This window comes from Flavobacterium aquidurense (assembly GCF_002217195.1).
GTDB lineage: Bacteria > Bacteroidota > Bacteroidia > Flavobacteriales > Flavobacteriaceae > Flavobacterium > Flavobacterium frigidimaris.
On the sequence record NZ_MUGR01000005.1, the window covers coordinates 1 to 26,591 of the forward strand.

Genomic DNA, 26,591 nt, shown 5'->3' on the forward strand with positions numbered 1-26,591 from the left:
AAAAGATTAATAGTTAAACAGTGTTTTCTTATAGGTTTATTGATGAAAAAAAATTAAGTAAAGACGATTTCGTTTTATGAAACAGGCCACTTTTTTTATTAAATTTTTAAACTACATTAGTAATCGTGAAAATGGCTAAAAAGAACAATTGTTTTTAAGCTGTTTTAAATTTCAAATAGTTAAAAAATTAACAAAAATTAAGTGTCAAAATCGTGAAAGAATATCAAGTAATTTTAGCAGATAAAAACCTAAAAAATAACAAGCAGATTTTAGATTTATCTCTTTGGGAAAAAGCCAATTGTTTAACTGATTTTTGCTCTCCGTGGAAAAAGGATCCGGTTTCAAAAATAGAATTCAGGGCACTTTGGGATTTGGATAATCTGTATTTTAATTTCAGGGTTTTTGATACCGATGTTTATATCGACCAAAAAGATGGCAGTTTTGACAGTATAGGGAACTCAGATCGTGTCGAATTGTTTTTTAGGACGAATGATTCTCTTAATCCCTATTATTGTCTTGAAATAGATACCGCGGTACGAATAATGGATTTTAAAGCATATCCGGAAAGGAATTTTGATTATGACTGGAAGTGGCCCAAAAAAGAGATAGAAGTGACTACTTCAAAAGATGATATTTCATTTACAGTGCAGGGAAGAATTAGTATTCAGTCCTTAAGAGATCTAAATTTAATCCAGAACAATACGATTGAAGCAGGTGTTTACAGGGCAAAATTTTCTCTGGCCCAAAACCTGCAATACGAACCCACCTGGATTTCGTGGGTCAATCCAAATACCGAAAAACCAAATTTTCATATCGCTTCTTCGTTTGGCAAATTTGTTTTGGTGGAATAGTTATGGCTCGCCACGAAGACACTAGAGCGCAAAGTTTTTTAAGGCTGGTTTGTTATTTCTCCTTACGTCGAAATGAACAAAAATGATAACTGTGTAAAAATCTTTGCGACTTTAGATTGATAAAAATATTTTTATTTGTGTCTTCGTGACAAATCATTTACGATACATAAAACGAAGCATTTTCGACATTTATAATATCAATAGGCAGTAAAATTGTTTCCGGAATATCTTTGCGGAATATAAAATGCTCTGCCAAAGTACTTACTCCTAAATATGCTTGTCTTTTTTGATTTTGATGAATTAAAAAATGAACCAATCCCTGATTTAGGAAGTTTACATTTTTTTCGACTAAATCGTAGCCAATAAGCGCAATTTTTTTATTTGTTAAAGGAGATAAAATAGAAGCAATCTGATATGCTTTCGAAGTGGTTATAAAGATTCCTTTCAGATTTGGATTTTCTTCCAGAAAAGCGGAGAACTTAGTTTCAACATTTGGATGTTTAAGTTTTAAAGTAGTTAGAGAAAAACCGGCAATCTTTTTCTCATCAAAATAATTTCTAAAACCTTTTTCTTTTTCCTGCATGTGAACAGCATTTTTAAGGCTTTCGTCAATGTGTATAATCGCAATTTGACCTTCGGTTAAAATAAGGTTCATTAAGCTGGCAGCCACACGTCCGCTTTTGTACAAGTCCTGTCCAACAAAACCTTTAATAGATTCTGCTTCGATTTGATTATTAAAGGTATTGACCATAATACCCAATTCGTCGTATTGTTTTACAATTTCCAGGGTTTCTTTATGAAATAATGGAGCAATTAAAACAGCATCAGGCGATTGTTTTATTATATTGTTGTTCGTGCTTAAGAATGATTTGGTGCTTTCAGGATTAAAAAAGTGCGTTTCTATGACCACGCTGTATGCTTTAAATTCAGTCATTGCTTCCTGAATTCCGTTTATGCATGGCAGCCAATACGGATCAATTTCCGGATCCGGAAGTAAAACACAAATGCGATAAATTTTAGTGTTTTTTAAATTCCTCGCAATTAAGTTGGGCTCGTAATCTATGACGTTCAGGACTTCATTTATTTTTTCTAATGCCGTTGGAGATACTTTTCCTCTGTTATGCAAAACCCTGTCAACAGTTCCTTTAGAAACCCCGGCCATTTTTGCTATATCCTTAATTGTGTACTTTTTATCCATATAAGCAAATATAGAAACTTTGATTTAATTATTTAAAAAAATCAATAAGAATTATTTAGTGTGCTCGAGAACATTCATATAGTGTGTTCGAGCACATTTTTGGTTTTTTTCTTGTTTTATAAAAATATAATATCTAGTTTCGTAGAATTAAAACCAAAAAAATAAAATAAATTCCTAACCAATCAACATTGTATTTACTTGTTTTGCAGTGTTTTATTATAAAATTTTCAAGTGAAAAAAATTACTTCCTTAGCCCCGGGTCGGACATGTCTCTTTGGAGATCATCAGGATTATTTAGGATTGCCGGTGATAGCCTGTGCAATTGATCGAAATATAAAATTAAGCGCAGAACAAAATGAGACCAATACATTTGTCCTGAACATGATTGATATTGATGAAATCCGAATCATCAATATTGACGCTACTTTTGATACACTGGAACCACGGGATTATTTCGCCTCCTCATTGCGCGTATTGCGCAGATACGGTTGTGTGCCAAATGTGGGATATACAATTACAATTACGGGATATATTCCTATTAACTCCGGAACATCAAGTTCATCCGCTTTATTGATGGCATGGATTCGTTTTTTAATTGCCGCTTTTGGAGTTGATCCTGAAGTGACACCTGAATTTATTTCGAAAGTAGGTTATGAATCTGAAGTTTTAGAACATGGAGAACCGGGCGGAATGATGGATCATTTTAGCATTGGAGTAGGAAATGTTGTGTATATAAACACCAAAGATCCTTTTTCGTATAAAATCATCAGAACTGATTTAAAAGGTCTGATAACCGGAGTTTCCGGTGTTCCCAAAGAAACCATTGGCCTGATTGGAGAAATAAAAGGCAATGCCTTAATGTCTATTGGCATTGTCAAACAAAATTTCCCTGATTTTGACCTCAATACTTCCAAAATTGAAGATATAGATCGTTATCGCAATTGTCTGCCTGATCGGTTGATTCCCGTTTTCGAAGCTGCAATAAAAAATTATCATTACACCAAAGAAGCTTTAAAAGAATTTGAAAAACCAGTTTTAGACCTTAAAAAAATTGGCGAATTAATGAATCAGCATCATGAAGTGTTGCGTGATTTATTGAAAATTACAGTTCCGAGAATTGATGATATGATCAATGCTGCTTTGCGTGCAGGAGCATACGGAGCTAAAATCGTAGGTTCCGGAGGTGGCGGAAGTATTGTCGTAATTGCGAATCCTGAAAAAGAGGATGTAGTAATCCGCGCTATTTTAGAAGCAGGAGCAGAAGAAGCTTATGCAGTAACTGTAGATCCTGGTGTGAGAATTATTGAAAATATTGAAATTTAAAAAATAAGTATGCACAACAATTTAGTAATTCTTGCGGGTGGAGCATCATCCCGTATGAAAAAAGAAGCCATTTTAGATAATTTATCGCCGGAAGAAATTGCACAGGCAAACGAAAGAAGCAAGGGTTTGATTGGCGTTGGAGCAAGCGGAAGACCTTTATTGGATTATCTTTTATTGAATGCCAAGAAAGCAGGATATAAAAATATTTATATTATTATTGGTGAACAAGGCGAGTTGTTTAAAGAGTTTTACGGAAGTAAAGATGTAAACAATAATTTTTACGGGCTCAACATTTCCTTCGCCGTGCAATATATCCCGGAAGGAAGAGTAAAACCATTTGGTACTGCCGATGCTTTGTTTCAGGCCGTAGAGCAGTTTCCGGAATTAAACACACAGCAATATTCAGTTTGTAACAGCGATAATTTATATTCTGCAAAAGCTTTATTGGCATTGAGAGAGACCAATAGTCCAAATGCATTTATTGCTTATGATCGTGATGCATTAGAATTTCCTTCTGAAAGGATTTCGCGTTTTGCCATTGCCAGACTGGATAAAAACAATCAGTTATTAGATATTTTAGAAAAGCCTTCCGCAGCGGTTTTAGCAGATTATAAAGATGTTGAAGGAAAAATAAGAGTCAGTATGAATGCTTTCAAATTCAACGGAAGCACCTTATATACACATCTTAAAAATTGTCCCGTTCATCCGGAAAGAGACGAAAAAGAATTGCCAACAGTACTTTTGAATTCAGTAAAAGAGAATCCCGGTACAACTTTGGGAATCCCGTTTTCAGAGCATGTTCCGGATTTAACAGCCAAAGAAGATATTGCAGATGTAAAGGCTTATTTACAACAATATTACCCGGTTTTGGACTGGGGTATTTAAAAAAAATTAACAAAAAATTGATATCTAATTTACGAATAAGTACAACTTATTAGACTACTTTTGTTTTAAAATTGCAAAAAAAATGCATTTAATTGTGTTTTAATTGCAATATATTTGCAGAAAAGTTGATGTTATTTTAGATAGAAAAAAATAACTAATCTATTAACAATCAACCAAAAGTATTATGTCAAACATTGAAAATGCATTACAAATAGAAAAAAGGAGTACCATTATTCCCATGGTAATCCTAACAGCATTATTTTTTATTTTGGGTTTTGTTACCTGGCTTAACGGACCTTTGATTCCATTTTTTCAGTTGGCGTGCGAGTTGACCTCTTCTCAGGCTTATTTTGTAACTTTTGCTTTTTATATTGCTTATTTTGTAATGGCGATTCCATCATCCTGGGTGATCGAAAAAGTGGGGTATAAAAACGGTATTTCGTTAGGCTTATTAATCATTGCTGCCGGTGCATTTATGTTTTATCCTGCTGCTGAGAGCCGAACTTTTTTACTGTTTTTGATTGCATTATTTGTAATGGGAACTGGTTTGGCAATTTTGCAAACCGCATCCAATCCTTATGTGGTCGTAATTGGACCAAGAGAAAGTGCTGCAGCAAGAATCAGCGTTTTGGGAATAGCAAATAAACTGGCCGGATTTGTAGCGCCGCTTATACTAACTGCTCTGGTATTGTCTAATATGCAGGAGTTTACAGCAGATAAAATTGCGATGCTGGATTCAGTTTCAAAATCAAATGCTTTAAATACACTTGCATTACAATTGCAAAGACCTTACCTTTATATGGGATTAATTATAATGGTTTTGGCACTTTTAGTCAAGCTTTCACCATTGCCTGAAATTGATTTGGATGAAGACGGGAATGTAACGCATTTGACTATTTTTCAGCAAATTAGAAATGCATTCAGACGCCCGCAACTGGTTTTAGGAGTAATTACTTTAATGTTGTATTTGGCTGCCGAAGTTTTGGCTGGAGATTCTATCGGAGCTTTCGGAAAAGAATTGGGAGTTTATGGAACAGAAGGTAATTTTTATTTAAAGTTAACTTCCTTTACCATGTCAGCAATGGTTGTGGGGTATATATTAGGAATAACATTAATACCAAAATATGTGTCCCAGGTAACCGCTTTAAAAGCTTCAGGACTTTTAGGTTTAATTTTAGTGGTTATAATTGTTTTGATTTCGCCTAAAATAATGATCCAGTTACCCGGGATTCCAAATTTGCCGGTTGTGATACTTTTAGTAGCATTATTAGGTTTAGCAAATGCACTTTGCTGGCCGGCAATCTGGCCAATGGCACTGGAAGATTTGGGAGGATATACTAAAATTGGAAGTGCTGTGTTGATTATGGGAATCATCGGAGGAGCCATTTTTCCTTTGTTTTACGGATTGATCACAGAAAATATAAATGCATCAAATATTGCAGACGGAACCGCTGAAATTTCAAAAAGCGGCAATCAGATTGCTTATTTAATGTTGGTGCCATCTTATTTAATGATTCTTTTTTATGCAATAAAAGGTCATAAATATCGAAGTTGGAAAATGTAACGAGAGGAATTAAAAAAAACTATATCATGTTAAAAAGTAAAATAGACAAAGCGACAGGATTCGAGAAGCGATTTGAAAACATCAATACGGTTGTTTTCGAAAATTCTGGCGAGGCATCAAAAGCAGTAGCGCAGGAAATCGCGGCTTTAATTCAATCCAGACAAAAAGAAAATAAGCCTTGCATATTAGGTCTTGCAACAGGATCTTCTCCAAAAGGATTGTATGCTGAGTTAGTGCGTTTGCATAAAGAGGAAGGTTTGAGTTTTAAAAACGTAATCAGTTTTAATCTGGATGAATATTATCCGATGGAGCCCAACTCAATCAACAGCTACGTTCGTTTTATGAAAGAATTGCTGTTTGATCACGTTGATATTTTACCTGAAAACGCTCACGTACCGGACGGACTTTTAACCAAAGAACAAATCGCAGATTACTGTACAGAATATGAAGCAAAAATTGAAGCCTTAGGCGGAATCGATCTTCAGGTTTTAGGAATTGGTGGTAACGGACATATTGGTTTTAATGAATCCGGTTCCTTACAGAACTCCAAAACACGTTTAGTCGCTTTAGATCATATTACAAGAGTTGCGGCAAGCAAAGATTTCTTCGGATTGAGTAATACGCCAAGAACAGCAATCACGCTTGGAGTAAAAAAAATCATGGAAGCTAAAAGAGTAATCTTACTGGCTTGGGGAGAAGGAAAAGCTAATATTGTAAAAAGATCTGTAGAAGATGAGGTTACCAATCGTGTACCCGCTTCGTTTTTACAGGAACATAATAATGCTGTTTTTGTTTTAGATAAAGAAGCATCTTCAAAACTAACCAGAATCAACAAGCCATGGTTGGTAGAAAAAGTGATCTGGACAGATAAATTGACTCGTAAAGCGGTTTTAGGGTTGGCACTTCAGCTTAAAAAACCAATTTTAATGTTGACTGATGCAGATTATATCGAACACGGTATGAGTGATTTACTGGCTGATTCAGGTCCTGCATACGATATCAATATTAAGATATTCAATAAATTACAAAATACAATTACGGGCTGGCCAGGCGGGAAACCAAATGCGGATGATTCTAACCGTCCGGAAAGAGCAGAACCGGCAAGAAAACGTGTATTGATTTTTAGTCCGCATCCTGATGATGATATTATTAGTATGGGAGGAACTTTTATGCGTCTGCAAGAACAGGGACATGATGTGCATGTAGCGTATCAAACCTCTGGAAACATTGCAGTTGCTGATGATGAAGCGTTGCGTTTTGCAAGATTCGTTATCGACTACAATGAGAAATTTGCGATAAAAAGTCCTGAAGCAGATGATATTTACAAAAAGGCCCAAACTTTCCTTGAGAATAAAAAGAACAGTGAAATAGATATTCCGGAAGTTCGTTACATTAAAGGATTAATCAGAAAAGGAGAAGCGAGAGCAACGAGTCATTTTGTTGGTTTAACAGACGATCAGATTCATTTTATGGAATTACCATTTTATGAAACCGGAACAATCGAGAAAAAACCAATCGGACAGGAGGATATTCAACTGACCATGGATTTAATCGAAAAAATTAAACCACATCAAATATATGCAGCAGGAGATTTAGCAGATCCGCACGGAACGCACAAAGTGTGTCTGGATGCTATTTTTGAAGCGGTAAAGGCCCTGAAACCAAAATCATTTATGGATGATTGCTGGTTATGGCTGTACCGTGGAGCTTGGCAGGAATGGGGAATTGACGAAGTTGAAATGGCAGTACCAATGAGCCCGGATCAGGTATTGGCAAAACGTCACGGAATCTTCAAACACCAATCACAAAAAGACGGTGTCGTTTTTCAGGGAACTGATGCCCGTGAATTCTGGCAAAGAGCCGAAGACAGAAATGCTGAAACTGCAGCCTTGTACCAGGAATTAGGTTTAGCAACATATGCAGCAATGGAAGCTTTTGTGAGATGGCACTATTAAGTTGGTAAGGTTCTGAGTTGCTATCCCGATAGCTATCGGGACTAAGTTTTTTAGCCTTTGAAATATTCGCCACGAATTCACGAATTATATTAAAATTAATTCTTGAATTCGTGGCGAAGTCATTTTAATCTTGTAGTCTTTGGCAAAAAAAAACAAACAGATAAGAAAATCATTTTAATCCTTTTATCCCGATAGCTATCGGGAGTGGCAAAAAAAGAATAGCTTTGTACCAACAAGAAGCAAGAAAGAGAATGAATCTATATTCTCTTCTCTTGCTTCTTTCTTCTTAAAAATATGCAACCAGACAAAAAACTTCTTATAAAATTAGCCCATACCAAAATGCCTTTCGGAAAATACGAAGGACGATTTTTAATTGAATTGCCAGAATATTATGTCGTTTGGTACCATAATAAAGGTTTTCCTAATGGCGAATTGGGGCAACAACTGGCACTTGTCTACGAATTGAAACTGAATGGACTGGAAGAATTAATCAGGAATATTAAAAAGCAGTACCCCAAACCTTTAAAATAAAATAGTAAGAAAAATCTTTTGCTGTTTCGTTTTTTTTGTTTAAGTTTGAGATATAAAAATATTACAATTTTTAAAAACTAATTGATACCACAGAATTCAAGACTGAATTTTTACATGTGTATAAGTCAATATTTTGAAATTATAATATTTAATACATAAAAAATATTATAATTTTTTAAAAACAAATTGATACCACAGAATTCAAGCTTGAATTTTTTAAATGTGTACAAGTCAATGTTTTAAAATTATAATATTTTTTTTATGCCAAAAATTACTTCAATTGCAAGTATAACCGCAAGCTTTATAAGCAGTCTTCTTATGCGTAATCCTGCAATCTCTTAAATAACAAACAGAAATCTCTTTTGATTTTTTTGTTAGTAACTTTCAAGTATTCTCTATTGCTCCCCTGAGTGTTTTTCTATTTTTGTAAAAATTAACATGAAGAACTAAATGGAAAACAGTTTTAAAACCTCAAACTCAGGTGAAAATTTTAGTATCGCAGCTTTAGTTTTAGGTATAATTTCTATTATAGTAGCTTTCATTCCTTGTATAAATGTGGTGGCGCTAGTTACGTCACTTCTAACTGTAATTTTTGCAGCAGTTGGTTTGTTTAGGGCAACAAATGCAAATTGTCCAACTTTGCTAGCTAAAATAAGTTTGATTTTGGGAATCGTTGCACTGTTGTTCTCAGTAATTCTCGTATTAGTTTATGGTCTTATTATTGGAGCCTTGTCATTTTGGGATTAGTAACAGACTATGATTATTAAAAATAACAAGAAATCCCCTTTTAATTTATTTGTTAATAACTTTGGTTCATTCCCTCTTGTTCACGTAAGTCTTTTTCTATTTTTGTAATAATTAACATAAAACACTATATGGAAGATTATAAACAACCGTCAACTGCAGGTCAAGGAATGGGTATTGCTGCCTTAGTATTAGGAATAGTTGGTGCTATTGCTGCATTTATCCCTTGCTTTGGTTTAGTTGCAGTAATTTTTGGAGTACTTGCAATTATTTTTGGAGCAATTGGTCTGTCACAGGCAAAAAGAGAAAAAGCCCCAACTACAATGCCATTAGCAGGTTTGGTTTTAGGAATCGTTGCAACAGCTTTTGTGATTATTTGGGTATTAGTTGTGGTAGGTACTTTTGGATCTGCTGTAATGTCTCATAAAGATGAAATACAAAAAGCTATCGATTCTGCAACTGTAGAGTCAATAAAAGTGCAGGATTCTCTAAATGCTGTAGAAATAACAACTGATACTGTAAGGGTTGAAGTAACAAAATAATACATCTCTTTTGTGGAAATAAAATTCTCTTACGAAATAGATTCATATAAAAAGATAAACATGATTTTTATTGTAATAATCATGTTTATCTTTTTTTATTGCTTCATAACTCCTTTTTTAGACTTTGGTTTTGGTTCCTCTTGTGAAGGAATGCCTTTAAGTTATTGCAAAAGCCGTGGTCTGACCAGAGCTTTTGCTCAAATAATAAGATTCAACTTTAGTGAAGCAATTGCTTATAATCCCTATAGTGTAAAGGTTTTTTTGTTTTTTCTAATTCAATTAGTTACCCGTTTCTTTATCAATAAGATAGTTCGTTTATCAAATTTGAAAAGAGTATTAACTTGTGATATTTTGTTAAGTATAGTATTCTTTGTTTTTTCATTTTACAATCTTGTAGTGATCTGAAAAAGTGGGAAGGAACCGAATATTATTCAAAAAAATATCTAATTAAAAGTTAAAATTATCGATTACGGAAACATGTAATCGTTCTATTTAAAAATTTGCAAATTATCTCATTCTCTAATTGATAAATTATCTAATTAAATTTGTACTTTTGCCAAGTTTTTTACACAACTACAATACAAACAACAACAGAATGAATCAAACGAAATATATTTTTGTTACAGGCGGTGTGACTTCTTCATTAGGAAAAGGAATTATCGCAGCATCTTTAGCAAAATTGTTACAAGGAAGAGGGTATCGTACAACAATTCAGAAATTTGATCCGTATATCAATGTGGATCCGGGTACGTTGAATCCGTATGAGCACGGAGAATGTTATGTAACAGATGATGGTGCAGAAACAGATTTAGATTTAGGTCATTACGAACGTTTCCTGAATGTTCCTACTTCTCAGGCGAATAACGTTACTACAGGAAGAGTATATCTTTCTGTTATCGAAAAAGAAAGAAGAGGAGAGTTTTTAGGGAAAACAGTTCAGGTTGTTCCTCATATTACAAACGAAATCAAAGACAGAATGCAATTGTTGGGTAAGTCCGGCGATTATGATATTGTAATTACTGAAATTGGTGGAACTGTTGGTGATATCGAATCATTACCTTATATAGAGTCTGTTCGTCAGTTGGTTTGGGAGTTAGGAGAAAACAACGGAATTGTTATTCATTTAACTTTAGTGCCTTATTTGGCAGCGGCAGGGGAGTTAAAAACAAAACCTACACAACACTCTGTAAAAACTTTGATGGAAAGCGGTATCAAAGCCGATATATTGGTTTGTAGAACAGAGCATGAGCTTTCTGATGAATTACGTAATAAATTAGCTTTATTCTGTAATGTAAAAAGAGAAGCCGTAATTCAGTCGATTGATGCTTCAACAATATATGAAGTTCCTAATTTAATGCTTGAAGAGGGATTAGATGTTGTGGCTTTAAAGAAATTAGATTTACCTAAAAAAGCGGCTCCGGATTTGAAAAACTGGAATACTTTTTTACGCAGATTAAAAAATCCAAAACATACTGTAAATATTGGTTTGATTGGTAAATATGTAGAAATGCAGGATTGTTACAAGTCTATTTTAGAGGCGTTTATTCACGCAGGAGCTTCGAATGAAACTAAGGTAAACGTGATTTCTATACATTCAGAACATATCAATAGTGATAATGTCGAAGAAAAACTGGGACCTCTTGACGGAGTTTTAGTTGCTCCTGGTTTTGGAGAGAGAGGTATTGAAGGAAAAATCGAAGCCGTTCGTTTTGCACGTGAAAATAATATCCCGTTTTTCGGAATTTGTTTAGGAATGCAAATGTCAGTTATCGAGTATTCAAGAAATATTTTAGGTTATGCTGATGCCAATTCTACTGAGATGAATGAAAAAACCAAACATCCGGTTGTGAATTTAATGGAAGAGCAAAAAACAGTTACAGATAAAGGTGGTACAATGCGTCTTGGGGCATGGAAATGTGATATCAAAGCAAATACTTTAGCGCATAAAATTTACGGACAAAAGACGATTTCAGAGCGTCACCGTCACCGTTATGAGTACAATAATAAATATGCAGATGAATTGCAAAAAGCAGGATTAATTGCTTCAGGAGTAAATCCGGATACAGGTCTGGTTGAAATTGTTGAGCTTGAAAATCACCCGTTTTTTATTGGAGTACAATACCATCCTGAATATAAAAGTACCGTTGCAAACCCACATCCAATTTTCGTAAACTTTGTGGCTGCAGCAGTAAATAAGCATGTGAATACGCATAAAAAATAATAATTAATATTCTAAAGGATGTAACTTTTGAGTAAAACTCATTACTAATAACCTTATATGAATAACCTTTTTTAAATTATAATGGAAGAAAAAAAATTTGATCTTAATTCAATCATTGGTTTTGTATTGATATTTGGAATTTTGATTTGGATTATGTACCAAAATCAACCTTCTGACAAAGAGATTGCTGCTGAAAAAGCCAAGAAAGAATTAATTGCTAAACAAGAAGCACAAGCTCAGGCTGATAAAACTAAAACAGCTGTTTTGCCAGTTGCTGCTGCAACTCCCGGCGATACGGTTCAATTAGCGCAATTACAAAAAACATTAGGGGGTTTTGCTTATTCAGCTACACTTCCTACTGCTAAAGAAGGTTTTACAACTATTGAAAACGAAAAGATGATACTAAAAATCGCCAATAAAGGTGGTTATATAGTTGAGGCTACATTGAAAGAATACAAAAGATTTGAGAAAAATTCAGGACAATTAGTTGAATTGATCAAAGACAATAATTCTAATTTAAACATCCAGTTACAAACTACAGATAACAGAACTTTAAACTCTAAAGATCTTTATTTTGAACCAACGCTGACTAAAAACGGAACGGATCAAATCCTGACGATGCGTTTGAAAGCAGGTGCTAACGAATTTTTGGAATATAAATATGTATTAAAATCAAATGACTACTTAGTAGGTTTTGATGTTCGTTCTCAAGGATTGAATAAAGTTTTAAATTCTTCTAAACCATTAGATTTACAATGGGACTTAAAATCATATAGAAATGAAAAAAGTGTTTCTATAGAAAAGCGTTATGCGCAACTGGAATATGAATACGGAGATGAAAAATACAGTTCAGTAAGCCTTGGTACAGGAAAAGAAGATACTCCGGATAAAGTGAGTTTTGTGGCTTTTAAACAGCACTTTTTTACTGTAATTTTAGCAACTGATAGACCATTTGAAAAATCAAAATTACAATCTGACGATTTAGTAAAAGATGAAACAATAGATACTACTTTTATCAAGCAATTTAAAGCAACTGTTCCGTTGGCTTTTACAAATGGAGAAGTAGATTATAAAATGAGCTGGTATTTTGGGCCATCAGATTATAAAATTTTAAAATCATACGATAAAAATTTCGAAAAAATTATTCCATTAGGTTGGGGGATTTTTGGTTGGATCAATAAATGGATTTTTATTCCGTTGTTTGGATTTTTAAGTTCAACAATGGGATTGTCATTAGGAATTGCGATTATTATCTTTACGATTATCATCAAAATTGCGATGTCACCAATTACATACAAGTCTTTCTTGTCTCAGGCAAAAATGAAAGTGTTGCGTCCGGAGATTACAGAATTGGGAGAAAAATTCAAAAAAGACCCAATGAAGAAACAACAGGAAACGATGAAACTCTACAATAAAGCAGGAGTAAACCCAATGGCAGGATGTATTCCGGCATTGATTCAGCTTCCTTTTATGTATGCATCATTCCAGTTCTTCCCGTCAGCTTTTGAGTTAAGACAAAAAAGTTTCCTTTGGGCAGACGATTTATCATCATTTGATGCTGTGGTAAAATTACCATTCCACATTCCATTATACGGAGATCATATCAGTTTGTTCCCAATTTTGGCAGCAATTGCAATTTTCTTTTATATGAAAATGACTTCAGGAGATCAGCAAATGGCAGCGCCTCAGCAAGAAGGTATGCCGGATATGGCAAAAATGATGAAAATCATGATTTATGTTTCGCCGTTAATGATGTTAATTTTCTTCAATAGTTATGGTGCCGGTTTGAGTTTGTATAACTTTATCTCTAACTTAATTACAATTGGAATTATGTTTGTAATTAAAAACTACATTGTAGATACAGATAAAATTCACGCTCAGATTCAGGAGAATAAATTAAAAGAGCCTAAAAAACAAAGCAAGTTTCAACAACGCCTTCAGGAAGTGATGGAACAGCAGGAAGCGGCAAAAAAACAGAATAAAAAATAATAACATAGTTATAAAAAAAAATCTCGAGTCATCGGGATTTTTTTTTATCTAAAATATACTTTATAAGAGTCATTTTCGTTAAAGCTTAAAATTCAAATCAATGATTTATAGAAAAATATTAATTGGATTACTTTTTTTAAATGCTGTTCTGGTATCAGCACAGGATTTTAATAAATCAGATGCAGCCGGAAAAAAAGATGGCGTATGGAAAGGGATTTATGAAGTTTCTAAACGTCCGCGTTACGAAGGGACTTTTGATCATGGAAAAGAAACCGGTGTGTTTAAGTTTTTTGATGACACTAAAAAAGGAGATGTTATTGCCACTCGTGATTTTACCGCAAATGACGGTAGCTCGTATACTATTTTTTATGATCAGAGTAAGAATAAAGTCAGTGAAGGAAAAGAAATTGGGAAAGCCCGCGAAGGCGAATGGAAGTACTATCATAAAGCTTCGAAAGTCGTTATGACACTTGAAAATTATAAAAAAGGAAAGTTAGAAGGACTAAGAACCGTGTATTATCCGAACGCTAAAATCGCTGAGGAAATGAATTATATCAATGGTTCGAAAGAAGGGATATATAAAAAATACGGACAAAACGGAACTCTTTTAGAGCAAACGACTTATAAGAATAATGAATACAACGGGGATGCTGTTTTTTATGATGCCGATGGAGTTGTAGCTTCAAAAGGAAAGTTTGTAAACGGAAAAAAAGCAAATATGTGGCAATTTTACCTAAAAGGTAAATTGACCAAAGAAGTGAACATGAGTGATCCTAAAAGTAGTTATCAGGTTGATTCGAAACCGAAAACGCAATGAATTTTATAAGTCCGCTAAGCGGACTTTTTTTTATCATGATCCGAGCGATTGCGAACAGGTGACGTAATTTTACGAATTGGTAATTGATTACTACTGTGGGAAGAAAAATTAGTGAAATTTGTGGGAAACTATTTTTGATTTTCTAGTACTCTGATCAAATGGGTTTAAGCGAACTTTAGGGACGATTTTTTTGATTCTGGTTTTGCCTCTTTATTGATTATTAAAAAAGCAATCAATTTTATCTACTATGGCATTATATAAACTAATCAAAACTGTCACAATTATCAAAAATAGGACTTATCTTTGCACCCTTGTTAAAATATAAACGATTTAGAATGAAACGTGTAGTTGTTGGACTTTCCGGTGGAGTAGATTCGAGTGTTGCTGCTTATTTATTGCAACAGCAAGGATACGAAGTTATTGGCCTTTTTATGAAAAACTGGCATGATGACTCGGTTACTATTTCTAATGAATGTCCGTGGTTAGAAGATAGCAATGATGCATTATTAGTGGCTGAAAAACTCGGAATACCGTTTCAGACTGTCGATTTGAGTGAGGAATACAAGGAAAAAATCGTTGATTATATGTTCAACGAATACGAAAAAGGGAGAACTCCAAATCCTGACGTACTTTGTAACCGCGAAATCAAATTTGATGTTTTCATGAAAATTGCCTTAAGTCTTGGGGCTGATTATGTGGCAACAGGACACTATTGTCAAAAAAATGAAATTGAAGTTGATGGAAAGCCAGTGTATCAATTGATTGCCGGTGAAGACAACAATAAAGATCAATCGTATTTTTTATGTCAGTTGTCACAGGAGCAATTGGCGAAATCTTTATTCCCAATTGGGGCTTTAACAAAACCGGAGGTACGTGAAATCGCTGCTGAAATGGATTTGGTAACGGCTGAAAAGAAAGATTCTCAAGGATTATGTTTTATCGGAAAAGTACGTTTGCCGGAATTTCTGCAGCAAAAATTGCAGCCTAAAGAAGGTAGGATTGTACAGATTGATAAAAATGATCCAATTTATACTATCGAAAAACCTGTTGGAGTATCATTTGAAGAGGAATTAAAATCAGAGGCAAAAAAGCGTGATTATCTTCCAACAATGGGTAAAGTAGTAGGTAAACATCAGGGAGCACATTATTTTACGACAGGACAACGAAAAGGACTGAATGTAGGCGGAACAACAGATCCGTTATTTATTATTGCTACAGATGTTGAAACCAATACAATTTATACCGGTTTAACAAGTCTGCATCCTGGTTTGTTTAAAAAAGCATTGTTTGTTGAAAAATCTGAAGTACACTGGATTCGTACTGATATGACTTTAAAAGTTGGTGAAAGTATGGAAGTAATGGCGAGAATTCGTTACCGCCAGCCTTTGCAAAAAGCAACTTTACACCAATTTCAAGACGGAATGTACGTTCAGTTTGATGAACCGCAATCGGCAATAACAGACGGTCAGTTTGTAGCCTGGTATTTAGAGAACGAATTAGTTGGTTCGGGAGTAATTTCTTAGCTTTATACTTTTTACAAAGGTTTTGACTTTTGAAAAAGTAAACTATGAAGTGTTATTTTATGATTGTTTTGCTGGCGTTTTCTTCTGTGATGTTTTCGCAAGAAGATGCCTGGGTTTATTTTAAAGGCAAACCTAATGCACAAACATATTTTGATACTCCGTCACAGATGCTTTCCGTGCGTGCTTTAGAGCGCAGATCCAATCAAAATATTGCCTTAGATTTTACAGATGTTCCCGTAGAAAAAAAGTATGTAAGTCAGGTCAGACTGAGTGCAGGAATAACGATAATGGCACAGTCTAAATGGCTCAATGCACTTCATATTCGGGGAACGCAATCGAATATTTCCGCTCTAAAATCCTTATCATTTGTAGATAAAGTAGTTTTTGCCAATAAAACTTTGAATTCTACCTCTAAAAAGGTGATGAATAATGAGGTTTTAAAAACGGAGAAGCCACTTAAAAATAAGGCTGATTATGTGTATGGATCATCTGCCAATCAGGTTCAAATGCTTAACGGACAGGTTTTACATCAAAAGAATTATACAGGAACAGGTAAAATTATTGCCGTTTTAGATGCGGGTTTTCCTGGTGTAAATACTGCACAGCCGTTTAAAAAACTCATCGATAATCATCAGATTTTAGGCGGTTATGATTTTGTCAACAGAAACGACAATTTTTATACAGGTGACGATCACGGAACGATGGTACTTTCGACCATGGGCGCTTATACAGAAAATGCCCTTATAGGCACTGCTCCTGATGCTTCGTATTGTTTATTTATAACCGAATATGATCCTGCAGAGAATCCTGTAGAAGAATCGTATTGGGTTGAGGCAGCAGAAAAAGCAGACAGTTTAGGAGTCGATATTATCACATCGTCACTGGGTTATTTTGAATTTGATAATCCTGATTATACGCACACTTATAGCGATATGGATGGCGCAACAAATTTTATTTCGCGTGGTGCCGAAATTGCTTTTAGTAAAGGAATAATTGTAGTGGCTTCAGCAGGAAATGAAGGAAATACTGCCGAGCCTCATATTGGCGGACCAGCTGATGTCGTGTCAGTAATTACGGTAGGTTCTGTTACGTCTTCAAAAGTAAAATCGTCTAGTAGCTCAATTGGACCAAGTTTCGATAATCGAATAAAACCGGATGTTATGGCGCAAGGCGGTCCCGCAATGGTTTCGAATTCGGCAGGGAATATTGTAACAGCAAACGGAACTTCCTTTTCTTGTCCAATTATTGCCGGAATGATTGCCTGTTTGTGGCAGGCTTTTTCATTGAAAAGCAATAAAGAAATCAGGCAAATGGTACTTCAGTCTTCAGACAGATACACTGCTCCTGATAATAATTACGGTTATGGAATCCCTGATTTCGGATTGACTTTAGAGGCGGAGACTTTGAACTCTTCTTCCGTTTTTTTAGTATTTCCAAATCCTGCCCGGACAACCGTTTCATTTTTATTTGAGACAGCTTTAGCTTCCGTTTCAGTTTACTCCGTTTTAGGGCAAAAGCTGATAGAGAAACAAATTACGAAACAAAATCCAATTCTTTCTGTTGAAGGTTTAAAAAGCGGGCTCTATTTTTATACTTTTGAGGCCGATGGCTTGCACAAAACAGGAAAAATAATCAAACAATAATAGCATTTTTGAATGAATAAAATCACACAACTTTTTGATATAAAGTATCCAATTATTCAAGGCGGAATGATTTGGAATAGCGGTTACAAATTAGCTTCTGCTGTAAGTAATGCAGGAGGTTTAGGACTTATTGGCGCAGGATCGATGTATCCGGAAGTATTGCGGGAACATATTCAGAAATGTAAAAAAGCAACCAATAAACCTTTTGGGGTAAACATTCCGATGTTGTATCCCAATATCGAAGAAATCATGAATATTGTGATCGATGAAGGAGTGAAAATCGTTTTTACTTCGGCAGGAAATCCTAAAACATGGACTTCTTTTTTGAAAGAAAAAGGAATTACGGTGGTGCATGTGGTGAGCAGCAGTGTTTTTGCTCTAAAAGCACAAGAAGCGGGAGTCGATGCAATTGTGGCCGAAGGTTTTGAAGCTGGAGGACATAACGGACGTGATGAAACCACGACATTGACTTTGATCCCAATGGTAAAAGAAAAAATTAAAATCCCGATTATTGCTGCCGGCGGAATTGCAACGGGACGCGGAATGCTTGCTGCTATGATTTTAGGTGCAGATGGTGTTCAGGTTGGAAGCCGTTTTGCTGCATCTTTAGAATCATCTTCTCATGATAATTTCAAACAAAAAATCATTGCTGTAAAAGAAGGCGATACGCAATTGACATTAAAAGAATTGGCACCGGTGCGCCTGATTAAAAATAAGTTCTACAATGATGTTCAGGATTTGTACGAAAAATGCCCTTCAAAAGAGGGTTTAGTACAGCTTTTGGGCAGAGCAAGAGCTAAAAAAGGAATGTTTGAAGGAGATCTTGAAGAAGGGGAACTAGAAATAGGACAAATTGCAGGATTAATTCATGAAATTTTGCCCGTAAAGCAAATTGTTCAGGAAATGATCGCTGATTTTGAATTTGCTTGTCAGGAAAAGTCTAAATTTGAATTTTAATTATCTGCATCAAATAATATATGAATTCTCTACGTACCTACTTAATAGTATTTTTTTTAACGCTTGGTTTGCACCAAAGTTATAGTCAGACTTATCAATTTAAGACATCGGGTTTTAGTGTTTTAGAGAAAAATGAAAGAGGAAAATGGGGCGAATGGTCGAACCTTGATTCAGTCAAACTATCGGTAATTTTGGATACCAATAAACACAGAATTGTAGTGTACTCGCAGGAAATACAGCTTTTTAATATTGAGGATTATATCGAACGCGAAGAAAACGATACAGATATTGTGTATTCTTTTATGTGTAAAGACAATGACGGCAGAGAGTGCAAACTCTCTATCATTACCCGTAAAAAACAAGATTATCGCAAACAGCTTTATATTAATTACGACGATCATATTATTGTTTATAATATTTTTAGTGTTTAAATAAACAGTACCGATACTAAGATTCACTCTTTACTAAACTCAAAAAAAATGAAAAAAATGCTTTGTCTGGCAGCTGTTTTATTAATGTCGTTTTCAACAATAAATGAAGAACCGGTTGAAAGGATAGGAGTAAAAGGACCGATCGAATTCAATAAAACAAAATTTTCTCTGGCATGGACGGCCCATCCAAAAGACAATTATTATGCCCAGGAATATCTTCCTAAAAATGAAACAGTAGAACATTTTAATCAATTACTTACGATTCATGTTTTTGTAACGGATCTTTCTGTTGATGATGCAATAAGTCAAAAAGTAAGTGAACTCAACAAAAGAAAAGAAACGGATAAAGTGAGCAATTTTAGTGTGATAAAAAGTCCGGACGGAAAAGAAAGTATTTTAGATTGCTTATTAAGTTCAGGAAAAAACGATAAAATTGATATAGTAGAATTTATAGTTTATCGCTACAAACAGATAGAATTAAAAAACAATAAAAAAGCATTGCTTATTTATGCCTATTCAAAAAGAAGTTATGATGATAAAATAACATCCTTTCTTAAAAACTTGAAAAACGACAGAACAGATTTGTTAAATGTAATGACATCACAAGAGTTACCCAAAATAACAATTAAGGAATAATAGTAACAAAACCCCAACGGTTTAACCAAACCTGTCGGGTTTGCTAAAAAAAACTTACTTAATATCCTGGAGAGATGATAATACCCGGTTTTCGACTAAGACAATTTTAAAAAACGGCATAAATTTGAATAACGAAATTTAAATAATATTTTGATATTAATATAAAAGATAAGACGTTATGATTTGGAGTAATTTGTTAATAGGACTTTATATATTGATCTTGCTATACAATGGATATTCGTGGTATAAGTACAGCGAAAATGCTTCTAAAGATCAAAAAAAGAAAGAAGGTTGGATCAACTATTATCGACTTGCTACAATCTTTATTTTGATACTGTTGTTTCAGAAAATAGGTATATAAAAGGAGAATAAAGTTTCAAAATATAAACCCAACAGTTTTTTAAACCTGTTGGGTTTGGTATATGAAATCTTAGAACCTTAGCATCTCAGAACCTTAGTAACTCTAAGAAATATCTTTAATAAAATCATCATACTCCAGATAAAACATTTCTAAAGCATTCATTTTTTCGAAAAAGAAATCAAAAATAGTATCCCAATTATTGCGGTTGCTAAAACCTACACCTGTTATTTCGATCCAGATTCTACTAATTGTTTTGCCACTTTCGAGCGTATAGTTTTTTTCGAAAACAAGATCTTTGATAAATTCCTCTTCCAGAATATTTTTTAAAGCTTCCAGTTTTTCAAAATAAGCATTTCGTTTTTCATCGCTTCTTTGTTCAATATCGACTAAAACCTGTGCTTTTTTATTGTCGACATAAAATTTAAAAGAGAAATCCTTGATCTTCGTATCATAAAGCACCCATTTACGTGGATATTTTTCGGCGAAAGCCACCCAAAATTCTCTTTTTATTTTTTGTGATTCTTCTTTGCTGTACATTTTTATGGGTTTGGTTTTAGAAAGCTTGTAGAAACGCGTTTTCTAAACTATATTTATATTTTATTTGAAAATACAAAAATAAACTTTGAATATGGATTTTCAAGATTTTTTGCAATATGTTCCTGATTTAATTCCGGTTGAACTACCGGCATTTGCATCGCACATGAAAATGGCTCCAAAAGAACGCATGGAATCCTTGAAAAATCTGGATTTGAAACAGCAGAATCCCAGAATTGCTGCTGTTATGATGTTGTTTTATCCAAAAGACGGAAAAGTTCATTTGGTTTTAATTGTCAGGAACGCTTACAACGGCGTTCATTCGGCTCAAATTGCTTTTCCCGGTGGCAAGTATGAAACTACAGATGCGGATTATGAGGAAACAGCGCTGCGGGAAACACATGAAGAAGTAGGTGTTGCTCCGGAAAAAATAGAAGTGATCAAACAATTTACCCCAATGTACATTCCGCCAAGTAACTTTTTGGTGCATCCATATTTAGGAATTTCAAAAGAAGAACTTTCGTTTTATCCGGATATCAGAGAAGTAGCCGATATAATAGAATTGCCGCTTTCTGTTTTTTTAAACGATGAAATCATTATCGAAGCCACATTGTCAACTTCTTACGCTAATAATGTTTCAGTTCCTGCATTTAATATTCAAAATCATATTGTTTGGGGAGCAACCGCAATGATTTTAAGTGAACTGAGAGATGTTTTGAAAATAACTTTTGACGGAAAATCATAAAATCAAAAAAATAACAATTTGATATTCATGATACTATCAATTTATTTGCGAAATTGCTTTATAGTACAGCTAAAAGAATAATTTTTGTATGTTTGCGTGATAACAAAAAAACACAATACACAGCTATGGGATTGTTTAAACGAAATCCTTTCGGACATATATTATTCATCAAGAAATGGTTAATCCGTATTTTGGGTTCCATGACTCATAGAAGATACAGGGGTTTTAACGATTTGCAGATCGAAGGATCTGAAATTATTAAGACGCTTCCGGATACGAATGTTTTGTTTATATCCAATCATCAGACTTATTTTGCAGATGTTGTTGCCATGTTTCACGTGTTTAACGCAAGTTTAAGCGGACGTCAGGATACTATTAAGAATATTGGTTATCTGTGGCAGCCAAAGATGAATATTTATTATGTTGCGGCCAAAGAAACCATGCAGGCAGGTTTGTTGCCAAGAATTTTAGCTTATGTTGGAGCAATTACGGTCGAAAGAACCTGGCGTGCAAAAGGTGTTGATGTTACAGAAAAAAGAGATGTTAACCCAAATGATACTGAAAATATTAGAATTGCCCTTGAAGACGGTTGGGTAATTACGTTTCCTCAGGGAACGACAAAATCGTTTAAACCGGTTCGTAAAGGAACAGCACATATCATTAAACAGCACAAACCCATTGTAATCCCGATTGTTATTGACGGTTTCCGCCGTTCGTTTGATAAAAAAGGATTACGAATGAAGAAAAAAGGAATTCTACAGTCTTTTATCATCAAAGAACCTCTTGATATTGACTATGAAAACGATACAATCGAACAAATCGTTGAAAAAGTAGAATATGCTATAGAGCAGCATCCATCATTCCTGAAAGTTATTCCCGCCGAAGAAATCAAAGTAGAGGAAGAACTTAATGAAATGAGAAGATGGAGTTATAAGGCATCAGAAGAAAATTAGACTTTAAAAAAGTTGTTTTAGTTTTCCGGTTTTTAATTGAGATGGAAAAAAACTTTGAACCTGTGCCACTCTTCAACTTACATTATTTAAATATCTATCTTTTTCAACTCCTTATAGTTTGCATATAATCTACGTAATAAAGTTCCGTAGAGCAGTCTGTAAAAGCACCAGAATATCCCGAAGAAGCCTAGTATTATCAGAATTAAAATCCCTGCAGATACCAGCATTGTTTTTCCGTTGGCAGCTAATTTTTCTCTCAAAAATGCCATGTCAGGATTGTAAACAAAGCCAACAAAGAAGCTCAATATAGTCGAGACAATGATCATCCCCAAATTATACCATACATAATACTGTACCGTTTTTCTGGTTTTTAAAATTGCACCCATTAAAGATTTTGTTGCTACAGTAGTAGAAATAGTTCTGTAGTTTTTATAAAAAACAAAAATAAAAATTAATACAATAATATAATTGATATAGGTTAGGTACTCCAGAATCAATACAATTTCAGGATGGTTCATTCTTTTTAAAACATCATCCGTATTAATGAATAAATTAGAAAATGTCCAGAGTAAAACTTCCAAAATGCTAATAATCAAAATCCACCTTACGATAGAAGAAGATTTTTTATGTATCATTTTATAGATGTCCTTTTCAGAAATTTGTTCAAAAGAATTTTCGTTCTTTTTCCAGTCTTTTTTTAGTAAATCCAGTTCTTTCATAATAATTTTTAAGGATTTAGTATTTTTTTAAGTTTCCCTTTAATTCTGTTCATTTTCACACGTGCATTCACTTCACTGATTCCTAAGGTTTCAGCTATTTCCTGATAATCTTTGTCTTCTAAATACATAAAAACTAATGCTTTTTCGATGTCATTAAGCTGATAAACTGCTTTGTACATCAATTTAATCTGTTCTTCTTCTTCATAATTGTAATCAACATCTTTTACAAAATGCTGATGACTTTCATACTCAACGGTTGATATGGTTCTTTTGGTTTTTCGGTATAAGGTGATCGCAGTATTTAAAGCGACACGATATGTCCAGGTCGAAAATTTACTATCGCCCCGAAATTTAGGATAAGCTTTCCATAACTGAATGGTAATTTCCTGAAACAAGTCTTTGTGAGCATCTTCGCCAGCAGTATATAATCTACAAATCTTGTGGATTATATTCTGATTTGCCTGCAATTGCACAACAAATGACTGTTCTAGATTTTCGCTCATAATCTGTTAGTAGTGCTGAAATCACTTTTGTTACAATAATTTTTAATTTTTTTAAGCTCCCGATAGCTATCACGGTAATTTTTTTAAAGATTTTCCAGCTTTCAAAAATTTAATTAGGGATTAATTCTTTTATCCCGATAGCTATCGGGAGCGGCAGAAAAATATCGGTGTAAATCCATTTAACCCGTTATATCCCTGATTAATTTTTATAATTCCCGCGTTTTGTAATAATTCACCATGAGGTCTACAAATTTGCTATATCCTTCCATACCATCTTTTTGATTATTTGTTTTTAAGAAATTATCATAAAAAACGTGGAATCCTTTATCTATAAAAGTATCATATTGTTTCCAGAAATCCTGACTTTCCTGGTAATTTTTCAGAATACCAATATGCACGGTGCTCTTTAGTTTTTTGAATGTTTTTTCGTCTTTTGCCTGCCAGATTCCCAAACAATAGCGAAGTGCAAAGCTATATCCGGAATACTGATAATATAAATTTTGATTTCTGACAGAAGCGAGAACACCAATAAAATTACATTCACTTTCGCTGGCATAACCCATTTGGTGTGCCATTTCGTGACAGCTCGTAACAGGGAAATTGTACATTGGCAATAAATCATTTACCTGGGCTTCATTCGTAAACGGATTCAAATAACCGCCAAAACCCATATAGGTAAGAGGGAGGCTGAAAAGTGATTTCTTGATGCTTGGGATTTCGTATTTAAAATAAGGATATTCAATTGCCAGATTTTCATAACCGCTTAAATTCATTTGGAAAGCCTGATTTTGAGAATACGGAAAAACGATTTTAGCGCTGTCTTTTTTAGTTATCTGAAACTGAATTTCGTTTGTTTTGGCAATAAGTTTTTTTGTAAAAGCGAGTAATTCAGCGTCAGTATATTCTCTTTGAATTTTCATTTTTTCAAAAAGAGGTTCTCTGTAATAGTTCAGTGCCCAAAGCAAATGGAAGAAAAAGTAAAATATAGCAAGCACACTAAGAGCCTGAAGAAGATTATCTTTCCATTGTGTTTTCCATGTTTTTCTCGTTTTCCAAATCCATCGAATCAGGAACAAAATCAAAACAGAATAGAGGCAATCGCCAATTGAAAACGGAATTTTGCCGAAAACGATTCTTGAAAAATGAGAGATCTTTAGATATAGTCCGTTGCTGTAAAAGCTTTCTATGAATTCCGGAAAATAGGGAAGAATCTTTAAAAGAATGATTTGTAGAAGAAAAAATAAAGGTAAGATGTATTTTGATTTCACAATTTTAATTTTGGAAAGGTAAATATAAATACAATTAAAAAAAGTGAGCTACGAATTTCGCGAACTTTCATTAATTTTTAGTTTATAATTTTACAAAACAGAATAGCATTTGTGAAATTGTATTTTAATTTCATTAAGATTAGTGCTAATTCGTGAAATTCGTGGCGAAAAAAAATATAAACTTTGTAACTTTGAAGTTCTTAATTGTTAAACTTCAAACAAAATATAATGAGTCAAGAAATAAGAAATCTGGAGCCTAAAGTGCTATGGAATAAGTTTGCCGATTTAAATGCAGTTCCTCGTCCTTCAAAGAAAGAAGAACGTGTGATCGAGTTTATGAAAAACTTTGGAAACAGCTTAGGTTTAGAAACTTTTGAAGACGATATTCGAAATGTAATTATCAGAAAACCGGCAACTCCGGGAATGGAAAACCGTAAAGCAATTGTTATGCAGGGACATCTTGATATGGTGCACCAAAAAAATGCAGATACTGTTTTTGATTTTGATACCCAGGGAATTGATATGTATGTTGATGGTGACTGGGTTCGCGCTCGCGGAACAACACTTGGTGCAGACAACGGGTTAGGAGTAGCGACAATTATGGCTATTTTAGAAAGTAAAGACATTCCGCATCCTGCGATCGAGGCTTTGTTTACAATTGATGAGGAAACCGGAATGACCGGAGCTTTAAACTTAAAAGGAGGAATTCTTCAGGGACAGATTCTGTTGAATTTAGATACAGAAGAAGATGATGAAATTGATATTGGTTGCGCTGGAGGAATTGATGTAACGGCTACGAGAAGCTATCATGAAGAAGAAGTTCCGGAAGGATCTGTAGGGCATATTATTACCGTAAAAGGGTTAAATGGTGGTCATTCAGGAATGGATATTCATAAAGGTTTAGGGAATGCGAATAAAATCATGAACCGTTTGTTGTTTGATGCTTTTGAAAACTTTGGTTTGCAGGTAGCAGAAATTAATGGAGGAAGTTTACGAAATGCGATTCCAAGAGAAAGTGTTGCAAAAGTAATTATTTCTGAAATGTTTGATGAGGCGTATATTTTTGATATGCAGGAAATCATCAATGATATTAAAACAGAATATAAAACAACGGAACCTAATTTATCTATTGAGATCGTAAAATGCGATACGCCATCAAAAGTAATGGATTTAGGTGTTCAGGAAGGAATTATTCGTGCTATTTATGCTGCTCATAACGGTGTTTACAGGATGAGTGCTGATATGGCTGATTTGGTTGAAACTTCGAATAATATTGCAAGGGTTATCATAAAAGACGGAGAAATATCTATTGGATGCTTAACACGTTCTTCTGTAGAAACTTCAAAATTTGATTTAGCGAATGCGTTGCGTTCTGCTTTTGAATTGGTAGGTTGCGAAGTAGAGCTTTCGGGGTCATATCCGGGATGGACGCCAAATGTAAATTCTGAAATATTAGATACTTTGGTTGGTATTTATGAAAAACAAAATAACGAAAAGCCTAAAGTTGTGGCTTGTCACGCTGGTTTGGAATGTGGGATCCTTGGAACAAATTATCCTGAAATGGATATGATTTCTTTTGGACCAACAATTCACGGTGCGCACTCTCCGGATGAAAGAGCGAGTATCTCTTCAGCTCAGAAATATTGGAAATTTGTATTAGAAATTCTGTCTAATATTCCAGTTAAATAAATAGTATTT

At 34.2% G+C, this 26,591-nt stretch carries 25 protein-coding genes; 20 read left to right on the plus strand and 5 right to left on the minus strand.

The features are described from left to right. The first annotated feature begins 212 nt into the window (after nucleotides 1-212). A complete protein-coding gene (locus B0A67_RS03585; protein ID WP_072956167.1) occupies nucleotides 213-851 on the plus strand; it encodes a sugar-binding protein in 639 nt (212 codons plus the stop codon). Nucleotides 852-1,008: 157 nt separating this feature from the next. Here B0A67_RS03585 and B0A67_RS03590 read toward each other — a convergent pair whose 3' ends face one another. Then, complete coding sequence (locus tag B0A67_RS03590; RefSeq protein ID WP_072956163.1) at nucleotides 1,009-2,049, minus strand: LacI family DNA-binding transcriptional regulator; 1,041 nt, start codon at nucleotides 2,047-2,049, stop codon at nucleotides 1,009-1,011. Between the two features lie 231 nt (nucleotides 2,050-2,280). Here B0A67_RS03590 and B0A67_RS03595 point away from each other — a divergent pair, with 231 nt between their 5' ends. From B0A67_RS03595 to B0A67_RS03670, 16 genes are all read left to right on the plus strand, one after another. Next, the gene (locus B0A67_RS03595; RefSeq protein WP_072956160.1) at nucleotides 2,281-3,372 is read left to right on the plus strand and encodes a mevalonate kinase family protein; all 1,092 of its coding nucleotides are present in this window, start codon (nucleotides 2,281-2,283) and stop codon (nucleotides 3,370-3,372) included. 9 nt (nucleotides 3,373-3,381) lie between these two features. Then, complete coding sequence (locus tag B0A67_RS03600; protein ID WP_072956157.1) at nucleotides 3,382-4,257, plus strand: sugar phosphate nucleotidyltransferase; 876 nt, start codon at nucleotides 3,382-3,384, stop codon at nucleotides 4,255-4,257. Between the two features lie 184 nt (nucleotides 4,258-4,441). Then, nucleotides 4,442-5,821, plus strand: a complete 1,380-nt coding sequence (locus tag B0A67_RS03605) for a sugar MFS transporter (RefSeq protein WP_072956154.1) — start codon at nucleotides 4,442-4,444, stop codon at nucleotides 5,819-5,821. Nucleotides 5,822-5,847: 26 nt separating this feature from the next. Beyond that, the gene (nagB, locus tag B0A67_RS03610) at nucleotides 5,848-7,776 is read left to right on the plus strand and encodes a glucosamine-6-phosphate deaminase (RefSeq protein WP_072956848.1); all 1,929 of its coding nucleotides are present in this window, start codon (nucleotides 5,848-5,850) and stop codon (nucleotides 7,774-7,776) included. 294 nt (nucleotides 7,777-8,070) lie between these two features. After that, nucleotides 8,071-8,307 carry a DUF3820 family protein gene (locus B0A67_RS03615; protein WP_072956151.1) on the plus strand — a complete coding sequence of 79 codons (237 nt, stop codon included), beginning with the start codon at nucleotides 8,071-8,073 and terminating at the stop codon, nucleotides 8,305-8,307. A gap of 450 nt (nucleotides 8,308-8,757) precedes the next feature. After that, the gene (locus tag B0A67_RS03620; protein ID WP_072956148.1) at nucleotides 8,758-9,054 is read left to right on the plus strand and encodes a hypothetical protein; all 297 of its coding nucleotides are present in this window, start codon (nucleotides 8,758-8,760) and stop codon (nucleotides 9,052-9,054) included. A gap of 128 nt (nucleotides 9,055-9,182) precedes the next feature. Further along, the gene (locus B0A67_RS03625) at nucleotides 9,183-9,593 is read left to right on the plus strand and encodes a DUF4190 domain-containing protein (RefSeq protein WP_072956146.1); all 411 of its coding nucleotides are present in this window, start codon (nucleotides 9,183-9,185) and stop codon (nucleotides 9,591-9,593) included. A 150-nt stretch (nucleotides 9,594-9,743) separates the two neighbouring features. Then, on the plus strand, nucleotides 9,744-9,998 hold the full coding sequence (locus tag B0A67_RS25385) for a DUF2752 domain-containing protein (protein WP_393048796.1): 255 nt from the start codon (nucleotides 9,744-9,746) through the stop codon (nucleotides 9,996-9,998). A 190-nt stretch (nucleotides 9,999-10,188) separates the two neighbouring features. Continuing rightward, entirely contained in the window at nucleotides 10,189-11,814 is a 1,626-nt protein-coding gene (locus B0A67_RS03635; protein WP_072956844.1) for a CTP synthase, read from the plus strand. Between the two features lie 81 nt (nucleotides 11,815-11,895). After that, on the plus strand, nucleotides 11,896-13,803 hold the full coding sequence (gene yidC, locus B0A67_RS03640) for a membrane protein insertase YidC (RefSeq protein ID WP_072956139.1): 1,908 nt from the start codon (nucleotides 11,896-11,898) through the stop codon (nucleotides 13,801-13,803). 100 nt (nucleotides 13,804-13,903) lie between these two features. Next, nucleotides 13,904-14,620: a toxin-antitoxin system YwqK family antitoxin gene (locus B0A67_RS03645; RefSeq protein WP_072956135.1), complete on the plus strand. Its 717-nt coding sequence runs from the start codon at nucleotides 13,904-13,906 to the stop codon at nucleotides 14,618-14,620. A gap of 335 nt (nucleotides 14,621-14,955) precedes the next feature. Then, entirely contained in the window at nucleotides 14,956-16,143 is a 1,188-nt protein-coding gene (mnmA, locus tag B0A67_RS03650; protein ID WP_072956131.1) for a tRNA 2-thiouridine(34) synthase MnmA, read from the plus strand. Nucleotides 16,144-16,187: 44 nt separating this feature from the next. After that, nucleotides 16,188-17,786, plus strand: coding sequence for a S8 family serine peptidase (locus tag B0A67_RS03655; protein WP_072956127.1), 1,599 nt, complete (start codon nucleotides 16,188-16,190; stop codon nucleotides 17,784-17,786). 12 nt (nucleotides 17,787-17,798) lie between these two features. Then, complete coding sequence (locus B0A67_RS03660) at nucleotides 17,799-18,743, plus strand: NAD(P)H-dependent flavin oxidoreductase (protein ID WP_072956123.1); 945 nt, start codon at nucleotides 17,799-17,801, stop codon at nucleotides 18,741-18,743. A gap of 20 nt (nucleotides 18,744-18,763) precedes the next feature. After that, nucleotides 18,764-19,174: a hypothetical protein gene (locus B0A67_RS03665; protein ID WP_072956120.1), complete on the plus strand. Its 411-nt coding sequence runs from the start codon at nucleotides 18,764-18,766 to the stop codon at nucleotides 19,172-19,174. A gap of 48 nt (nucleotides 19,175-19,222) precedes the next feature. Next, entirely contained in the window at nucleotides 19,223-19,810 is a 588-nt protein-coding gene (locus tag B0A67_RS03670; protein WP_072956117.1) for a hypothetical protein, read from the plus strand. A 463-nt stretch (nucleotides 19,811-20,273) separates the two neighbouring features. Here B0A67_RS03670 and B0A67_RS03675 read toward each other — a convergent pair whose 3' ends face one another. Then, on the minus strand, nucleotides 20,274-20,708 hold the full coding sequence (locus B0A67_RS03675; RefSeq protein ID WP_072956114.1) for a DUF4268 domain-containing protein: 435 nt from the start codon (nucleotides 20,706-20,708) through the stop codon (nucleotides 20,274-20,276). Between the two features lie 91 nt (nucleotides 20,709-20,799). On the opposite strand from B0A67_RS03675, the gene B0A67_RS03680 reads away from it, so the two are divergent. Further along, on the plus strand, nucleotides 20,800-21,450 hold the full coding sequence (locus tag B0A67_RS03680; protein WP_072956111.1) for an NUDIX hydrolase: 651 nt from the start codon (nucleotides 20,800-20,802) through the stop codon (nucleotides 21,448-21,450). 125 nt (nucleotides 21,451-21,575) lie between these two features. After that, complete coding sequence (locus B0A67_RS03685; protein WP_072956108.1) at nucleotides 21,576-22,403, plus strand: lysophospholipid acyltransferase family protein; 828 nt, start codon at nucleotides 21,576-21,578, stop codon at nucleotides 22,401-22,403. An 86-nt stretch (nucleotides 22,404-22,489) separates the two neighbouring features. On the opposite strand, the gene B0A67_RS03690 is transcribed toward B0A67_RS03685, so the two are convergent. The 3 genes from B0A67_RS03690 to B0A67_RS03700 all read right to left on the minus strand — a co-directional run bounded on the left by B0A67_RS03690 (nucleotide 22,490) and on the right by B0A67_RS03700 (nucleotide 24,893). Then, on the minus strand, nucleotides 22,490-23,122 hold the full coding sequence (locus B0A67_RS03690; RefSeq protein ID WP_072956105.1) for a hypothetical protein: 633 nt from the start codon (nucleotides 23,120-23,122) through the stop codon (nucleotides 22,490-22,492). An 8-nt stretch (nucleotides 23,123-23,130) separates the two neighbouring features. After that, nucleotides 23,131-23,625 carry an RNA polymerase sigma factor gene (locus B0A67_RS03695; RefSeq protein WP_072956102.1) on the minus strand — a complete coding sequence of 165 codons (495 nt, stop codon included), beginning with the start codon at nucleotides 23,623-23,625 and terminating at the stop codon, nucleotides 23,131-23,133. Between the two features lie 206 nt (nucleotides 23,626-23,831). Further along, nucleotides 23,832-24,893 carry a DUF3810 domain-containing protein gene (locus B0A67_RS03700; RefSeq protein WP_072956099.1) on the minus strand — a complete coding sequence of 354 codons (1,062 nt, stop codon included), beginning with the start codon at nucleotides 24,891-24,893 and terminating at the stop codon, nucleotides 23,832-23,834. A 228-nt stretch (nucleotides 24,894-25,121) separates the two neighbouring features. On the opposite strand from B0A67_RS03700, the gene B0A67_RS03705 reads away from it, so the two are divergent. Continuing rightward, nucleotides 25,122-26,582: an aminoacyl-histidine dipeptidase gene (locus B0A67_RS03705; protein WP_072956095.1), complete on the plus strand. Its 1,461-nt coding sequence runs from the start codon at nucleotides 25,122-25,124 to the stop codon at nucleotides 26,580-26,582. The last annotated feature ends 9 nt before the right edge of the window (nucleotides 26,583-26,591 follow it).

Bases quoted from the DNA above. Each gene is read 5' to 3' on its own strand.
- mnmA (WP_072956131.1), top strand. From the start codon at position 14,956: ATGAAACGTGTAGTTGTTGGACTTTCCGGTGGAGTAGATTCGAGTGTT.
- B0A67_RS25385 (WP_393048796.1), top strand. From the start codon at position 9,744: ATGCCTTTAAGTTATTGCAAAAGCCGTGGTCTGACCAGAGCTTTTGCT.
- B0A67_RS03685 (WP_072956108.1), top strand. From the start codon at position 21,576: ATGGGATTGTTTAAACGAAATCCTTTCGGACATATATTATTCATCAAG.
- B0A67_RS03590 (WP_072956163.1), bottom strand. From the start codon at position 2,049: ATGGATAAAAAGTACACAATTAAGGATATAGCAAAAATGGCCGGGGTT.
- B0A67_RS03675 (WP_072956114.1), bottom strand. From the start codon at position 20,708: ATGTACAGCAAAGAAGAATCACAAAAAATAAAAAGAGAATTTTGGGTG.
- B0A67_RS03645 (WP_072956135.1), top strand. From the start codon at position 13,904: ATGATTTATAGAAAAATATTAATTGGATTACTTTTTTTAAATGCTGTT.
- B0A67_RS03665 (WP_072956120.1), top strand. From the start codon at position 18,764: ATGAATTCTCTACGTACCTACTTAATAGTATTTTTTTTAACGCTTGGT.
- B0A67_RS03690 (WP_072956105.1), bottom strand. From the start codon at position 23,122: ATGAAAGAACTGGATTTACTAAAAAAAGACTGGAAAAAGAACGAAAAT.
- B0A67_RS03600 (WP_072956157.1), top strand. From the start codon at position 3,382: ATGCACAACAATTTAGTAATTCTTGCGGGTGGAGCATCATCCCGTATG.
- nagB (WP_072956848.1), top strand. From the start codon at position 5,848: ATGTTAAAAAGTAAAATAGACAAAGCGACAGGATTCGAGAAGCGATTT.
- B0A67_RS03660 (WP_072956123.1), top strand. From the start codon at position 17,799: ATGAATAAAATCACACAACTTTTTGATATAAAGTATCCAATTATTCAA.
- yidC (WP_072956139.1), top strand. From the start codon at position 11,896: ATGGAAGAAAAAAAATTTGATCTTAATTCAATCATTGGTTTTGTATTG.
- B0A67_RS03625 (WP_072956146.1), top strand. From the start codon at position 9,183: ATGGAAGATTATAAACAACCGTCAACTGCAGGTCAAGGAATGGGTATT.
- B0A67_RS03680 (WP_072956111.1), top strand. From the start codon at position 20,800: ATGGATTTTCAAGATTTTTTGCAATATGTTCCTGATTTAATTCCGGTT.
- B0A67_RS03620 (WP_072956148.1), top strand. From the start codon at position 8,758: ATGGAAAACAGTTTTAAAACCTCAAACTCAGGTGAAAATTTTAGTATC.
- B0A67_RS03605 (WP_072956154.1), top strand. From the start codon at position 4,442: ATGTCAAACATTGAAAATGCATTACAAATAGAAAAAAGGAGTACCATT.
- B0A67_RS03635 (WP_072956844.1), top strand. From the start codon at position 10,189: ATGAATCAAACGAAATATATTTTTGTTACAGGCGGTGTGACTTCTTCA.
- B0A67_RS03615 (WP_072956151.1), top strand. From the start codon at position 8,071: ATGCAACCAGACAAAAAACTTCTTATAAAATTAGCCCATACCAAAATG.
- B0A67_RS03655 (WP_072956127.1), top strand. From the start codon at position 16,188: ATGAAGTGTTATTTTATGATTGTTTTGCTGGCGTTTTCTTCTGTGATG.
- B0A67_RS03670 (WP_072956117.1), top strand. From the start codon at position 19,223: ATGAAAAAAATGCTTTGTCTGGCAGCTGTTTTATTAATGTCGTTTTCA.
- B0A67_RS03705 (WP_072956095.1), top strand. From the start codon at position 25,122: ATGAGTCAAGAAATAAGAAATCTGGAGCCTAAAGTGCTATGGAATAAG.
- B0A67_RS03695 (WP_072956102.1), bottom strand. From the start codon at position 23,625: ATGAGCGAAAATCTAGAACAGTCATTTGTTGTGCAATTGCAGGCAAAT.